14 protein-coding genes are annotated in these 13,755 nt (G+C 69.9%); 8 read left to right on the top strand and 6 right to left on the bottom strand.

The features are described from left to right. Window positions 1–50: 50 nt before the first annotated feature. Entirely contained in the window at window positions 51–443 is a 393-nt protein-coding gene (locus tag RMT89_RS22425) for a cupin domain-containing protein (RefSeq protein ID WP_315885544.1), read from the top strand. Between the two features lie 258 nt (window positions 444–701). Next, a complete protein-coding gene (locus tag RMT89_RS22420) occupies window positions 702–884 on the top strand; it encodes a hypothetical protein (protein WP_315885586.1) in 183 nt (60 codons plus the stop codon). On the opposite strand, the gene RMT89_RS22415 is transcribed toward RMT89_RS22420, so the two are convergent. The 4 genes from RMT89_RS22415 to RMT89_RS22400 all read right to left on the bottom strand — a co-directional run bounded on the left by RMT89_RS22415 (window position 872) and on the right by RMT89_RS22400 (window position 5,338). Beyond that, window positions 872–1,126, bottom strand: coding sequence for a DUF6458 family protein (locus RMT89_RS22415; protein ID WP_315885543.1), 255 nt, complete (start codon window positions 1,124–1,126; stop codon window positions 872–874). The two genes, RMT89_RS22420 and RMT89_RS22415, sit on opposite strands and share 13 nt — an antisense overlap. Window positions 1,127–1,186: 60 nt before the next feature. After that, the gene (locus RMT89_RS22410) at window positions 1,187–2,479 is read right to left on the bottom strand and encodes a M18 family aminopeptidase (protein ID WP_315885542.1); all 1,293 of its coding nucleotides are present in this window, start codon (window positions 2,477–2,479) and stop codon (window positions 1,187–1,189) included. A 79-nt stretch (window positions 2,480–2,558) separates the two neighbouring features. After that, window positions 2,559–4,385 (bottom strand): acyl-CoA dehydrogenase, encoded by a 1,827-nt coding sequence (locus tag RMT89_RS22405; RefSeq protein ID WP_315885541.1) that lies wholly within the window; start codon window positions 4,383–4,385, stop codon window positions 2,559–2,561. A 128-nt stretch (window positions 4,386–4,513) separates the two neighbouring features. Then, entirely contained in the window at window positions 4,514–5,338 is an 825-nt protein-coding gene (locus RMT89_RS22400) for an intradiol ring-cleavage dioxygenase (RefSeq protein ID WP_315885540.1), read from the bottom strand. Between the two features lie 121 nt (window positions 5,339–5,459). Here RMT89_RS22400 and RMT89_RS22395 point away from each other — a divergent pair, with 121 nt between their 5' ends. Beyond that, a complete protein-coding gene (locus tag RMT89_RS22395; RefSeq protein WP_315885539.1) occupies window positions 5,460–5,933 on the top strand; it encodes an SseB family protein in 474 nt (157 codons plus the stop codon). Between the two features lie 27 nt (window positions 5,934–5,960). Here the strand turns inward: RMT89_RS22395 and RMT89_RS22390 are convergent, their stop codons facing one another. Next, window positions 5,961–6,173 (bottom strand): hypothetical protein, encoded by a 213-nt coding sequence (locus tag RMT89_RS22390; protein ID WP_315885538.1) that lies wholly within the window; start codon window positions 6,171–6,173, stop codon window positions 5,961–5,963. Between the two features lie 86 nt (window positions 6,174–6,259). Between RMT89_RS22390 and RMT89_RS22385 the strand changes: the two genes are divergently transcribed. The 4 genes from RMT89_RS22385 to RMT89_RS22370 all read left to right on the top strand — a co-directional run bounded on the left by RMT89_RS22385 (window position 6,260) and on the right by RMT89_RS22370 (window position 9,437). After that, the gene (locus tag RMT89_RS22385; protein WP_315885537.1) at window positions 6,260–6,526 is read left to right on the top strand and encodes a hypothetical protein; all 267 of its coding nucleotides are present in this window, start codon (window positions 6,260–6,262) and stop codon (window positions 6,524–6,526) included. 25 nt (window positions 6,527–6,551) lie between these two features. Then, window positions 6,552–7,523: a pirin family protein gene (locus RMT89_RS22380; protein ID WP_315885536.1), complete on the top strand. Its 972-nt coding sequence runs from the start codon at window positions 6,552–6,554 to the stop codon at window positions 7,521–7,523. 108 nt (window positions 7,524–7,631) lie between these two features. Beyond that, the gene (locus tag RMT89_RS22375; protein ID WP_315885535.1) at window positions 7,632–8,309 is read left to right on the top strand and encodes a hypothetical protein; all 678 of its coding nucleotides are present in this window, start codon (window positions 7,632–7,634) and stop codon (window positions 8,307–8,309) included. A gap of 75 nt (window positions 8,310–8,384) precedes the next feature. Further along, window positions 8,385–9,437, top strand: a complete 1,053-nt coding sequence (locus RMT89_RS22370) for an AI-2E family transporter (protein WP_315885534.1) — start codon at window positions 8,385–8,387, stop codon at window positions 9,435–9,437. A gap of 161 nt (window positions 9,438–9,598) precedes the next feature. On the opposite strand, the gene RMT89_RS22365 is transcribed toward RMT89_RS22370, so the two are convergent. Further along, a complete protein-coding gene (locus tag RMT89_RS22365; RefSeq protein ID WP_315885533.1) occupies window positions 9,599–11,731 on the bottom strand; it encodes a SpoIIE family protein phosphatase in 2,133 nt (710 codons plus the stop codon). Window positions 11,732–11,866: 135 nt separating this feature from the next. Here RMT89_RS22365 and aspS point away from each other — a divergent pair, with 135 nt between their 5' ends. Beyond that, window positions 11,867–13,630, top strand: coding sequence for an aspartate--tRNA ligase (gene aspS, locus RMT89_RS22360; protein WP_315885532.1), 1,764 nt, complete (start codon window positions 11,867–11,869; stop codon window positions 13,628–13,630). The last annotated feature ends 125 nt before the right edge of the window (window positions 13,631–13,755 follow it).

Genomic DNA, 13,755 nt, shown 5'->3' with positions numbered 1-13,755 from the left:
GCGATTCCTAGCACTCGTACGGCGCCCCCGGCCACCCCCACGATGACGGCATGACTCAGGAACCCGTCTCCCTGCCCGCCGCCCTCGCCTCCTTCACCGAGCAGTGGAGCCCCCGCATCGCCACCACCGTCAACGACTACGACGTCCGGATCACCCATGTGGAGGGCGAGCACCTCTGGCACGTCCACGACAACACCGACGAGTTCTTCCTGGTGCTGAGCGGCGAGCTGCACATCGCCCTGCGGGAGCCGTCGGGAGAGCGCACGGTCGTCCTGCCGCCGCTGTCCGTCTTCACGGTCCCGCGCGGCATCGAACACAAGCCCTACGCCCCCGTTCCCACCGACATCGTCCTCCTGGAACCCTCCGGCACCTCGACGGTCGGCGACCGCCACGAAGAGGTGCCCGACCACGTGGACGCGACCACCGGACACGCGCTGGCCTGACTGTCGGTCCCGGGTGGCAACCTTGATCCATGAGCGACTCCGCACCCCGCTGCGCGCGCGTCGTAATCCTCGATTTTTGCGCGAAGCATGGATAGAGGCAACGAACGAGGACCGGCGTGATCGGTTGTCTCTTGCCATCGACCGAGTGGAGGTGACCAAAGGAGTCCGAGGCCAGAGGATCATCCCTGAGCAGCGGGTCCAGATCCAGTGGGCGAAGCTGACGGTCGCGGACACGGCCGGGTGACTTCACGGACTGCCGTGCCAGAGCAGGGCGTCCTGGACGTCTCCGTGATGGCCGCCTCCTGCGACGACGACCCGGAGAACGAATATCCCGCCTCCCATGTCCACCAGCAGGACTGGGGCGTGCCCGTCCGCCTCGTCGAAGGCGGAGCGGACCGCCTGCCCCTGGTGCTCGCCGGCATGGACGCTCAGGCGCCGTAGCCGTCGCTGTATCCGTCGTGCCGCCGGTGGTGCCCCTCCTCGTCGATGACGGTCGGCGCGGTGGGCGGCATCACCACCCGCCTGCGCCGGGCGATGCTGCTGAACGTCGTGACACCGATCAGCCCGACGATCATCAGGATGATCCCGACGAGATCAAGATTGACGCCCTCCATGTTCCAGTCGGTCGCGAACGTGAGGATGGCTCCCACGGCGATGAGGATGATGCACCCGCCGAGGCCCATGACTGTCGCCTCCCTGTCCGGTGGTTCCGGTCGCGGGCGGGTACCCCCCTCACGCGGGGCCTACCCCTCCAGGAACGCCACCAGTGTGTTCGCCAGCAGGAACGGGTCGTCCGCGCCGCACAGTTCGCGGGCGCTGTGCATGGACAGGATCGCCACGCCGATGTCGACGGTGCGGATGCCGTGCCGGGCCGCGGTGATCGGACCGATGGTGGTGCCGCAGGGCATGGAGTTGTTGGAGACGAAGGACTGGAAGGGCACGTCGGCGCGCTCGCAGGCGGCGGCGAACACCGCGCGGCCCGAACCGTCGGTCGCGTAGCGGTTGTTGACGTTGACTTTGAGGATCGGCCCGCCGTTGATCCGCGGGTGGTGCGTCGGGTCGTGCCGCTCCGCGTAGTTGGGGTGCACCGCGTGCCCGGTGTCGGAGGACAGGCACACGGTCCCGGCGAAGGCCCGGGCCCTGTCCTCGTACGACCCTCCGCGCGCGAACACCGAACGCTCCAGCACTCCGCCGAGCAGCGGTCCGTCCGCGCCGGTGTCGGACTGTGAGCCGTTCTCCTCGTGGTCGAAGGCGGCGAGGACGGGGATGTACGGCAGGTCACCGCCGGACGCGGCCGTCAGTGCCGCCACCGCGGCGTGCACGGAGAGCAGGTTGTCCATGCGCGGCCCGGCCAGCAGCTCGCGGTCGCGGCCGAGGTAGGCGGGCGGCTCGACGGAGTGCACCATCAGGTCCCAGCCGGTGACCTCGCCGGAGGCGAGCCCGCTCTCCTCCTCAAGGAAGGCGATCAGGTCGCCGTCGCGCACATCGTGGCCGAGTCCCCATACCGGCTGCAGGTGCCGCTGCTTGTCGAGCTTGAGGCCCTCCGAGGAGACCGCGCGGTCCAGGTGGATGGCGAGTTGGGGGACGCGCAGCAGGGGCCGGTCGATGTTCACCAGCCGGGTCGAGCCGTCGCGCAGGGTCAGCCGGCCGGCCAGGCCCAGGTCGCGGTCGAGCCAGGAGTTGAGCAGGGGTCCGCCGTAGATCTCCACGGCCACCTGGCGCCAGCCGTGCGCCCCGGAGTCGGGCAGTGGCTTCACCCGCAGGTTGGGGGAGTCGGTGTGCGCGCCGACGATCCGGAACGGGGTGTGCGGGGCGGCGCCCTCGGGCACGTACCAGGCCACGATCGCGCCGCCCCGCACCACGTACCTGCCGCCGCTCGTCCCGTCCCAGGCGTCCGTCTCGGCGACCTGGCGGAATCCGGCCTTCTCCAGCCGCTCGGCGGTGTTCGCCACGGCGTGGTACGGCGACGGACTGGCCGCCAGGAAGGTCATGAGGTCGTCGGTGTGGCCGCGGTCGAAGCGGGAGGGTTCGCTCATGGGGTTCACCTTAACGACGTACCAGGGCCCGCCCCCCGTTGATGGGGAGGCGGGCCCAGGTGGGAAAGGGTGGTTGGGGCTAGAACGCGGCTTCGTCCAGCTCCATCAGGTCGAGCTCGACGCCCTGGGCGAGCTTGCGGGCGCCCGTGACGCCGGGCAGGACGTTGGCCGCGAAGAACTTCGCCGCCGCGATCTTGCCGGTGTAGAAGGGCTTGTCCTTGGCGGAGGCCGTCTCCAGCTTCTCGGCCGCCACGGCGGCGCCCTTGAGCAGCAGGTAGCCGACGACGACGTCACCGGAGGCCATCAGCAGGCGGGTGGTGTTCAGGCCGACCTTGTAGATGTTCTTGACGTCCTGCTCGGTGGCGGCCAGGTCGGTCAGCATCAGACCGACGATCGCCTCCAGCTCGACGGCGGCCTTGGCCAGGTGCTCGCGGGCCCCGGCCAGCTCCTCGCCGCCCGTGCCGAGCGCCAGGAACTTCTTGATGTCCTCGGCGAGGCCGTTCAGGGCCGCGCCCTGGTTGCGGACGATCTTCCGGAAGAAGAAGTCCTGGCCCTGGATCGCCGTGGTGCCCTCGTAGAGGGTGTCGATCTTGGCGTCACGGATGTACTGCTCGATCGGGTACTCCTGGAGGAACCCGGAGCCGCCGAAGGTCTGGAGCGACTGGGCGAGCTGCTCGTAGCCCTTCTCGGAGCCGTAGCCCTTCACGATCGGCAGGAGCAGGTCGTTGAGCGCGTGCTCGGCCTTGGCGTCCTCGCCGGCGGCCTCCTTGACGGCGATCGCGTCCTGGATCGAGGCCGTGTAGAGGACGAGCGCGCGCATGCCCTCCGCGTACGCCTTCTGCGTCATCAGCGAGCGGCGTACGTCGGGGTGGTGGGTGATGGTGACCTTGGGCGCGGTCTTGTCCATGAAGTTCGCCAGGTCCGGACCCTGGACGCGCTCCTTGGCGTACTCAAGGGCGTTGAGGTAGCCGGTGGACAGCGTGGAGATCGCCTTCGTGCCGACCATCATGCGGGCGAACTCGATGATGCGGAACATCTGGCGGATGCCGTCGTGCTTGTCGCCGATCAGCCAGCCCTTGGCGGGGTGCTGGTCGCCGAAGGTCATCTCGCAGGTGTTGGAGGCCTTCAGGCCCATCTTGTGCTCGACGTTGGTGGCGTAGACGCCGTTGCGCTCGCCCAGCTCGCCGGTCTCGAAGTCGAAGAGGTACTTCGGGACCATGAAGAGGGACAGGCCCTTGGTGCCGGGGCCGTGACCCTCGGGGCGGGCGAGGACGTAGTGGAGGATGTTCTCCTCCATGTCGTGCTCACCGGAGGTGATGAAGCGCTTCACGCCCTCGATGTGCCAGGAGCCGTCCTCCTGCTGGATCGCCTTGGTGCGCCCGGCGCCGACGTCCGACCCGGCGTCGGGCTCGGTGAGCACCATGGTGGAGCCCCACGTCCGCTCGACAGCGATCTGGGCGATCTTCTTCTGGACGTCGTTGCCCTCGTCGAAGAGGATCCCGGCGAAGGCAGGACCCGAGGAGTACATCCACACGGCCGGGTTGGCGCCGAGGATCAGCTCCGCGTACGACCAGATCAGCGACGGCGGAGCCGTGGTGCCGCCGATCTCCTCCGGGAGGCCGAGGCGCCAGTACTCGGACTCCATGAACGCCTTGTAGCTCTTCTTGAAGGACGCGGGGACCGGCGCGGTGTTCGTCTCCGGGTCGAAGACCGGCGGGTTGCGGTCGGCGTCGGCGAAGGACTCCGCGAGGTCGTTCTCCGCGAGGCGGGTCATCTCCTCAAGGATGCTCTTCGCGGTGTCCGTGTCCATCTCGGCGAAGGGCCCGGTGCCGTACAGCTTGTCGCGCCCGAGCACCTCGAAGAGGTTGAACTCGATGTCGCGGAGATTCGACTTGTAGTGCCCCATGGCGACGGCTCCGTAGAGAGATCGGCGAGGCACTGGATCCTCGCGCTAGTTCACGTACCAACAAGTAGCTACGATGATGCTACCCGTCGGTAATAAGACGCAACCTCGATCCGGCCATCTGTGACGGGTCACACCGGAACCACCAGCGTGGCGGTGAATCCCTCCTCGGCGCTGCCCCGCGTCGACGCCAACTGCTGGTCGTAGCCGTCGCGGAAAATGTTGTCCGTCTCGATCGAGAGCGAGCCGAGGTTCGACACACTCTCGCTGTAGCCCTCCGTCCTGTACACCGTTTCGCACACATCCCTGGGGAAGGCGAGCTGCGAGGTGTTCGTGACGGCGGTGGCCGCCGTCGCGTCGGCCAGGCTGCCGTAGACCTCGAAGTGGAGGTGCGGCCAGCGGCCGGGGTAGCAGCCCGGGAAGACGCTCTTGAAGGTGGCCTGTCCCTTGTCGTCGGTCTCCTGGACGCCCCGCAGATAGTTCTCCTCCGTGACGCCCTCCGAGTACAGGGAGTAGTTGCCGTCCCGGTCGCACTGCCAGAGGTAGACCGCGGCGCCCGCCCTGGGGGTCCCGCAGCCCGAGGCGGCGTCGACGACCGTCAGCGTGACGGTCAGGGGCACGCCCTCGGCGGTGCCGCCGGCCGAGTCGCCGAAGCTGGAGGTGATGTCGGAGCGGACGACGCCGCTCTCCTTCAGCACGTTCACGCCATTGGAACCGTCACCGGGGAAGGGGCCCGCGGTCTCGTCCGGGATGGGGGCGCACTCCGCGGACGACGAGGGGGAGGGGGAGGAGGGCGAGGAGGAGGGCCAGGTCTTCTCGTCGGAGGCGCAGCCGACCAGCGGTATCAGCCCCGCCCCCGCCATGAGCCGGATCATCCGGCGGCGGGCGAGAACGGGAAGGTCGTAGGAGAGTCCTCGGTCGTGCTCGTGGATCTCGTCGTCGTGGTGGCTCGACACGCAAAGACGCTACGAGCGCCGGCCGCCCGAAACCAGGGCGGCGAGTTGTCAACCAGCTGTCGGTTTCGCCGGGCCCGGGTACCGGCCCGCCGGGCCCGGCCCTCTCGGTACGCTTGCGCTCATGTATGGATACGGCCAGCACATGGACGGCGGCGCCGCACAGCAGGGCTACGCCCCGCCGCAGCAGCCCATGTCCGGCGGCTACGGCCAGCAGCCACCGCTCTACCCCGAGCCGTCCCCGCCCTCGCTCGCGGACGCGGTGCGGGCCTTCACCACCGGGCAGATGTCGGCGGAGGACTTCCAGCAGGTCTTCGCGACCTCGAAGGTCTACTGCCCGCGCGGTGACAACCCCGGCTTCCTCGCCCTGCACAACACCCAGCAGCCGGTGATCCCGATGTTCACCTCGCTCAAGGAACTGCGCCGGTACGCGGGCAAGGAGTCCAAGTACTTCGTGATCACCGGCTCCGAGGTGATCGACCTGCTCCCGACCGGCTACGGCTTCGTCCTCGACATGGAGGGCGAGCACCGGATGGTCTTCGACGCGAAGGCGGTGGAGCAGATGGTGGAGTTCGCGATGCGCAGGATGTACGGCTGAACCGCTCCTTCCGCTCGCCCGGCTCGCCTACTGTCCCCGCGTGACCGAGATCGACACATCGCCGCTGGTCCTGCACGGCCGGCGGCGTTCTGCCGCCCGGCTCAGGGAGGGTGTCCTGCTGCGGGAGACCGGCGGGGTGCGCCACCGGACACCCGTCGCCGCGATCGAGCGGGCGGCGGTGACGGGCCCCAAGGGCCGGGTCCTGACCGTCGTCCTGTCCTCGGCGACGTACTCCCTCACCTCCCGCAGCGCACCGACCGTCCGGGCGTTCGCCGACGAGCCGCGCCCCCCGGTGCCGACGGAGCCGGTCGAGCGGCCCGGCCTACGTGGTCCTCGGGCTGCTCGTCCTCGTCTATGTGCTGGTCGCCTATGTGCTGGTCGCCGTGGTGCTGGTGTTCCGCGGCGCGGGGGAGCAGGCGGTCCTCTGCCGGCTGGTGGGCCCGGTGGTGCTGGGTTGCGGCGGTACGGCCCTGGCGGGCGGCCTGAGCAGGGTGCGCGAGGGCGTCGTACTGCGGCGGCCTTGTTCTGACGGTGCGGGAATGCGTTGCGGGCCCTCCTGGTTAGGGGTGGCAGGAAGTTCAATGCTCAACTAAACTGGCCGCACAAGGAGGTACCGACATGCCTGCAGTGACCGTCGAGAACCCGCTGACGCTCCCCCGTGTCGCCGCACCCGCGGAGGCCGTGGCACGTCCCGTGCTCGCCGTCACGACCGCGCCGAGCGGTTTCGAGGGCGAGGGCTTCCCGGTGCGCCGTGCGTTCGCCGGGATCAATTACCGCCATCTGGACCCGTTCATCATGATGGACCAGATGGGCGAGGTGGAGTATCAGCCTGGGGAGCCGAAAGGGACCCCGTGGCATCCCCACCGCGGCTTCGAGACCGTCACCTACATCATCGACGGGATCTTCGACCACCAGGACTCCAACGGCGGTGGCGGCACCATCACCAACGGAGACACCCAGTGGATGACCGCGGGCGCGGGCCTGCTGCACATCGAGGCCCCGCCGGAGCACCTGGTCGTCTCGGGCGGCCTCTTCCACGGCCTCCAGCTGTGGGTGAACCTCCCGGCCAGGGACAAGATGATGCCCCCGCGCTACCAGGACATCCGCGGCGGCAACGTCCAGCTGCTCACCACCCCCGACGGCGGCGCGCTGCTGCGGGTCATCGCCGGTGAGCTGGACGGCCACCAGGGCCCCGGCATCACCCACACCCCGATCACGATGGTGCACGCCACGCTGGCGCCGGGCGCGGAGATCACCCTGCCCTGGCGCGAGGACTTCAACGGCCTGGCGTACGTCCTCGCGGGCAAGGGCGCGGTCGGTGCCGAGCGCCGGCCGATCCAGGTCGGCCAGACCGCCGTCTTCGGCGCCGGCGGCTCGCTGACCGTCCGCGCGGACGAGAAGCAGGACTCGCACACCCCGGACCTGGAGGTCGTCCTGCTCGGCGGACAGCCGATCCGTGAGCCCATGGCCCACTACGGCCCGTTCGTCATGAACACCCGCGAGGAACTCCAGCAGGCCTTCGAGGACTTCCAGAAGGGCCGCCTCGGCACCATTCCCGCCGTCCACGGCATGACCGAGGGCGGGCTGTAGGCCTGGTCGAACGCGCCGCGGTGAGGGGTTCCGCCGCGGCGCGCATACTGGAGAAGAGTCCTTGATCCGGGACCCTCACGTGGGCGTCTTCACGTGTGGGAGGGCGATATGACGACACCGACGACGGCTCCGGCGCACGACAGCGGTGAGACTCCTCGCAGAACCCTCTGGCCCGGCATCGCCGGGATCGCCTCGGGCGTGCTGATGCTCGTCGCGCTGCTGGTGACCTACTCCGACAGCCCGGACATCGAGGACAGCGACTGGCTGCGTGAGACCGTCGCCTACTACCGCGACGGCGACAACCTCGACCTCGCCGAGGGCATGGCCGTGATGCTGCTGCTGGCGATGCTGCTGTTCCTGTGGTTCCTGGGCGCGCTCGCCCGGCTCGCCGGGAACCGCTCGCACCTGGTGCTCGCGGGCGGAACCGTCTACGCGGCCCTGCTGATGATCGCCACGCTCACCGGGTCCATCTACGCCATCACCGCCAACAACACCGAGTCCTTCCCGGTCGGCCCGGAGACGGCCGCGGTGGCGGTTCTGCTGCTGGACATGTCCTACGCCGGGTTCATCGCCGCGATGGCCGCCGCGGCGGTGCTGCTGTTCACGCTGTGGCGGGTCTCCGTCACGACCCGGGCCGTACCGGCCTGGCTGGGCTGGTGCGCGTTCGTCATCGCGGTGCTGTCTCTGGCGGGCCCGTTCACCGCCTGGGTGACCGTGCTGCTGATGGCGGTGTGGACGCTGCTGGCGGGAGTGCTGCTGGTGCTGCGGGGACCGGCCGGACCCTGAACGGCCGGTGACGGTCCGTCACCCGCCCGGGCCCGCCGAGGGGTCCTTTCGCACGGGACGTGATCGGCTGGGAGCGTGCAGGACTCCCGGCAGCTGCTGCTTCCCGAACCCGTGCGGCGGGTCGGTGCCTGGTGCGCCGTGATCCTGCTGGCCGCCGGGGTGGTGTACGTCGGGATCCGGCTGTGCGTGGAGTTCCGTACGGCCGTCGTGCCCGTGCTGCTCGCGCTGCTCGGCACCGCGCTGCTCGGGCCGTTCCACCGGCGGCTCGTCAACGCGCGGGTCAACCGGTCGGTGGCCGCCGGGGTCACCTGTGTCGCCGTGGTCGCCGTGGTCGGCGGGGCCGCGTACATCGTGGTGGCCGCGCTCATCGACACCGGCGACCAGATCGTCGCCTCGCTCAGGACCGCGGCCGAGGGTCTCGCCGACCACTTCGGGGCGGCCGGGACCTCCCTGGACGACATCGCGGCCAACTCCAGGGAACTGCTCAGCAAGTTCGGCGGCACCGCCGCCTCCGGGGTCATCAGCGGGGTCAGCGTCGTCGGCGAGACCATCGCCATGGCCGTACTGGCGCTGCTGCTGGTCTTCTTCTTCCTGCGGGACTCCGACCGCGCCGCCGGCACCCTGCGGTCGCTTGCGCCGCGCGGGAGCGCCGACACCCTGGAGGCGATGGCGCGGCGGGCCTACGGGGCCGTCGAGGGGTTCATGCGGGGGACCACCTTCATCGCGCTGATCGACGCGATCTGCATCACCGTGGGCCTGCTGATCCTGGACGTGCCGGGGGCCGTCGGGCTCGGCGCCCTCGTCTTCGTCACCGCCTACATCCCCTATCTCGGGGCCTTCCTGTCCGGGGCGGTCGCGGTGCTGGTGGCGCTCGCCGACCGCGGGTTCGTGATCGCCCTGTGGGCGCTGGGGGTCGTTCTCGCCGTACAGCTGCTGGAGGGGCATGTGCTCCAGCCGATGATCCAGAGCCGGACCGTGCAGATGCATCCGGCGGTGGTGATGCTGGCGATCACCGCCGGCGCCTCGGTGGCCGGCATCCTCGGCATGCTGCTGTCGGTGCCGCTCACGGCGGCGGCCTTCGGCGTCCTCCAAGAACTGCGCGCCCGCCACGCCCCGCCCGAGTCCTAGGGGGTGTTTGGAAAGTCCCGCACAGCACCCACGGCGCCCGGCACGCACCCTCGCCGCACCGGCCAAAGACCCAAGTACGTCCAGTACGAGGGCCTTCGTCCGGCACGCCGAGGGCACGCACCGAACACCGCGGGCACCGCACAGGACTTTCAAAACACCCCCTAGGCCTGTCCGACGGACCCGTTCGACTCGCGCAGTTCGAACCAGATGCTCTTGCCCTCGCCCCGCGGATCGACCCCCCAGGCGTCCGCGAGCAGCTCGATCAGCATCAAGCCCCGGCCGGAGGAGGCCAGTTCGCCGGGCCTGCGCTTGTGGGGCAGGTCGTCGCTGGTGTCGGTGACCTCCACGCGCACCCGGCGCCCGCCCGCCTCGCCGCGCACCTCGGCCAGCAGCAGGGCGTCGGCGTCGGTGTGGACGAGGACGTTCGTCAGGGTCTCGGACAGCAGCAGCACCGCGGAGTCGATCTGGTCGGCGGAGGACCAGTCGTGCAGCAGCTCACGCAGTTGCTGCCGGGCCACCGCGACCCGCTCGGGCTCGTCCTGGGCCACCGTCAGCATCGTGCGGCGCACGGCCGGCCGTACGACGACCGTGTCCCCGCAGCCGCAGCCCTCCCCCTCGCGGCACAGCAGCAGTACGGCTATGTCGTCCTCGCGCCGGTCGGCCAGCGGGCCGGTGGTGTGGTGCGAGGAGGGCCCGTGCACGGCCTGGACCAGGGCGTCGGCCAGCTCCTCCAGATCGCCCCTGTGCTCCTCCAGGAGCGAGCGGAGCCGCTTCCAGCCGGTCTCCAGATCGTGGCCGCCGGTCTCGATCAGGCCGTCGGTGCACAGCAGCATCGTCTCGCCGGGCTCCAGGATGATCCTGGTCGTCGGATAGTCCGCGTCCGGATCGATCCCGAGCGGCAGCCCGCCCGCCGTCGGCCGGGTCAGCACCGTGCCGTCCGCCATCCGGATCGCCGGGTCCGGGTGCCCGGCGCGGGCGATGTCCAGGGTCGCCGTCGCGGGGTCGACCTCGACATACAGGCAGGTCGCGAAGCGCAGGTCGAGGACCTCGGGATCGTCGTCCGTCATGCCGTGCAGAAAGCGGGAGGCACGGGAGAGCACGGCGTCGGGGCGGTGACCCTCGGAGGCGTAGGCGCGCAGGGCGATCCGCAGCTGGCCCATCAGCCCGGCCGCCCGGACGTCATGACCCTGCACATCCCCGATGACCAGGGCGAACCGGCCGCTCGGCAGCGGGATCATGTCGTACCAGTCACCGCCCACCTGGAGGCCGCCGCCGGTGGGCACATAGCGGGCGGCGACGCTCATGCCCGGTATCTCCTGAGGGCTGAGCGTGGGCATCATCGAGCGCTGGAGGCCGTCGGTGAGCTCCCGCTGCGTCTCCGCCGCCCCGGCCCGGGACAGCGCCTGCGCCAGCATCCGGGCCACCGTCGTCAGCACCGACCGCTCGTCGGGGGTGAAGGCGACCGGATAGGTGAACGCCGCCATCCAGGCGCCCATCGTGCGCCCGGCCACCGTCAGCGGCAGGAACGCCCAGGAGCGGCGGCCGAAGTGCGCGGCGAGCGGCCAGGTCACCGGGTAGCGGGAGCGGTACTGCTCGGGGGAGGAGAGATAGACCGCCCGGCCGGTGCGCACCACCTCGGCGGCCGGATAGTCGGTCTGCAGGGACATCTGCGTGAAGGGGCCCTCGTCGCCCGGCTGCTGCCCGTGGTGGCCGATGATCGTCAGCCGGTCCGCCTCCACGCCGAACACCGCGAGCCCGTCCGGTGAGAACCCCGGCATCGAGAGACCGGCCGCGACCCGCAGCACCTCCTCCGTGGACCGCGCCTCGGCCAGCGCCCGGCCCGCGTCCAGCAGGAACGCCTCCCGTGAGCGCCGCCAGTCCCCGGTGACCGCCCGCCGCCCGGCCGGGGTGCCCGGCGTCGGTTCGGTGACCTCCTGAAGGGTGCCGATCACCTCGTACGCCCGCTTCTCGGGATCGAAGCCCGGCTTGAAGCGGCTGCGGGTGACCCGGACGACCTCGCCCCGCTCGTCCATGATCCGCACCCGCACCTCGCCCAGGGTGCCCTCGGCGACGGCGAGCTGGATCACTCCGGCGATCTCGTTCCAGTCGACCGGGTGGAGCCGGGCGCGCACCTGGGACTCCCTGAGGGTGGACTGCTCGGCGGGCAGCCCGAGCAGCCGAGCCGCCTCGGCGTCCACCGTGACCAGCCCGGTTGTGGTGGACCAGTGCCATTGGCCGGTCGCCAGGGCGGCGAGTACCTCCCCCACGGCGGGCAGGGGCTCACCAGTGCGCATTGACCCACTCTAAGAAGAGGTGATCCCCAGCGCACTCCCGGGCAATGGTGGGGGGCCGATCTTGGGGTGGCCGGTAGGCTGGGAGGCGTTTCACGTGAAACAGGTCCCCGATCCGCGAAGACTGGATGAACGACGATGCATCGGTACAGGTCCCACACCTGCGGCGAGCTCCGCGCCTCTGATGTCGGCAGCGACGTCCGGCTGAGCGGCTGGCTGCACAATCGGCGCGACCTGGGCGGCATCCTCTTCATCGATCTGCGCGATCACTACGGCATCACGCAGCTGGTCGCCCGCCCCGGCACCCCCGCCTACGAGGCCCTGGACAAGCTCTCCAAGGAGTCCACGGTCCGGGTGGACGGCAAGGTTGTCTCACGTGGAACCGAGAACGTGAACCCCGACCTGCCCACCGGCGAGGTCGAGGTCGAGGTCGGCGAGGTCGAGCTGCTCGGCGCCGCCGCCCCGCTGCCGTTCACGATCAACACCGAGGACGGGGTCAACGAGGAGCGGCGCCTGGAGTACCGCTTCCTGGACCTGCGCCGCGAGCGCATGCACAAGAACATCATGCTGCGTACGGCGGTGATCTCCGCGATCCGTCACAAGATGACGGCGCTGGGCTTCAACGAGATGGCGACCCCGATCCTGTCCGCGACCTCCCCCGAGGGCGCCCGCGACTTCGTGGTCCCCTCCCGTCTGAACCCGGGCAAGTTCTACGCCCTCCCCCAGGCCCCGCAGCAGTTCAAGCAGCTGCTGATGATCTCGGGCTTCGACCGCTACTTCCAGATCGCGCCCTGCTTCCGCGACGAGGACGCCCGCGCCGACCGTTCGCCGGGCGAGTTCTACCAGCTCGACGTCGAGATGAGCTTCGTCGAGCAGGAGGACGTCTTCCAGCCGATCGAGAAGCTCATGACCGAGCTGTTCGAGGAGTTCGGCAACGGCCGTCATGTCACCTCGCCCTTCCCGCGGATCCCGTTCCGCGAGGCGATGCTGAAGTACGGCTCCGACAAGCCGGACCTGCGGGCCCAGCTGGAGCTCGTCGACATCACCGACGTCTTCGAGGGCTCGGAGTTCAAGGCGTTCGCGGGTAAGCACGTGCGGGCGCTGGCGGTGCCGGACGTCTCCGGGCAGCCGCGGAAGTTCTTCGACCAGCTCGGTGACTACGCCGTCTCGCAGGGCGCCAAGGGTCTTGCCTGGGTGCGGGTCGCCGAGGACGGTTCGCTGTCCGGCCCGATCGCGAAGTTCCTCACCGAGGAGAACGTCGCCGAGCTCACCAAGCGGCTGTCGCTGGCCGCCGGTCACGCCGTGTTCTTCGGCGCGGGCGAGTTCGACGAGGTCTCGAAGATCATGGGCGCGGTCCGCGTCGAGGCAGCCAAGCGTGCCGGGCACTTCGAGGAGGGCGTCTTCCGGTTCTGCTGGATCGTCGACTTCCCGATGTACGAGAAGGACGAGGAGACCGGGAAGATCGACTTCTCGCACAACCCCTTCTCGATGCCGCAGGGCGGTCTTGAGGCCCTGGAGACCCAGGACCCGCTGGACATCCTGGGCTGGCAGTACGACATCGTCTGCAACGGCGTCGAGCTGTCCTCCGGCGCGATCCGGAACCACGAGCCGGAGATCATGCTCAAGGCCTTCGAGATCGCGGGCTACGAGCGGGACACCGTCGAGGAGCAGTTCGCCGGCATGCTGCGCGCGTTCCGCTTCGGAGCCCCGCCGCACGGCGGTATCGCCCCGGGCGTCGACCGCATCGTGATGCTGCTGGCGGACGAGCCGAACATCCGCGAGACGATCGCCTTCCCGCTCAACGGCAACGCCCAGGACCTGATGATGGGCGCGCCGACGGAGCTGGAGGAGGCGCGGCTGAAGGAGCTGCACCTGTCGGTGCGCAAGCCGCAGCCGAAGTAGGCGCGCTGAGGAAGGGCCCGGAACCGATCACGGCCGATCACGGTTCCGGGCCCTTCTCTTGTCCTGTCCCTTGTCCTGTGGCGCTTCAGGTTTCACAGCGGGCCACAGCCCACACCCATGCTCCC

The organism is Streptomyces sp. P17 (assembly GCF_032436805.1).
Taxonomy (GTDB): Bacteria; Actinomycetota; Actinomycetes; order Streptomycetales; family Streptomycetaceae; genus Streptomyces.
Note: the sequence above shows the minus strand (reverse complement) of the source record. Positions and strands in the feature narration are given on the sequence as shown.

Excerpts from the sequence above, each read along its gene's own strand:
- RMT89_RS22410 (WP_315885542.1), bottom strand. The coding sequence starts at position 2,479 with ATGAGCGAACCCTCCCGCTTCGACCGCGGCCACACCGACGACCTCATG.
- RMT89_RS22380 (WP_315885536.1), top strand. The coding sequence starts at position 6,552 with ATGCCTGCAGTGACCGTCGAGAACCCGCTGACGCTCCCCCGTGTCGCC.
- RMT89_RS22395 (WP_315885539.1), top strand. The coding sequence starts at position 5,460 with ATGTATGGATACGGCCAGCACATGGACGGCGGCGCCGCACAGCAGGGC.
- RMT89_RS22375 (WP_315885535.1), top strand. The coding sequence starts at position 7,632 with ATGACGACACCGACGACGGCTCCGGCGCACGACAGCGGTGAGACTCCT.
- RMT89_RS22425 (WP_315885544.1), top strand. The coding sequence starts at position 51 with ATGACTCAGGAACCCGTCTCCCTGCCCGCCGCCCTCGCCTCCTTCACC.
- RMT89_RS22365 (WP_315885533.1), bottom strand. The coding sequence starts at position 11,731 with ATGCGCACTGGTGAGCCCCTGCCCGCCGTGGGGGAGGTACTCGCCGCC.
- aspS (WP_315885532.1), top strand. The coding sequence starts at position 11,867 with ATGCATCGGTACAGGTCCCACACCTGCGGCGAGCTCCGCGCCTCTGAT.
- RMT89_RS22415 (WP_315885543.1), bottom strand. The coding sequence starts at position 1,126 with ATGGGCCTCGGCGGGTGCATCATCCTCATCGCCGTGGGAGCCATCCTC.
- RMT89_RS22405 (WP_315885541.1), bottom strand. The coding sequence starts at position 4,385 with ATGGGGCACTACAAGTCGAATCTCCGCGACATCGAGTTCAACCTCTTC.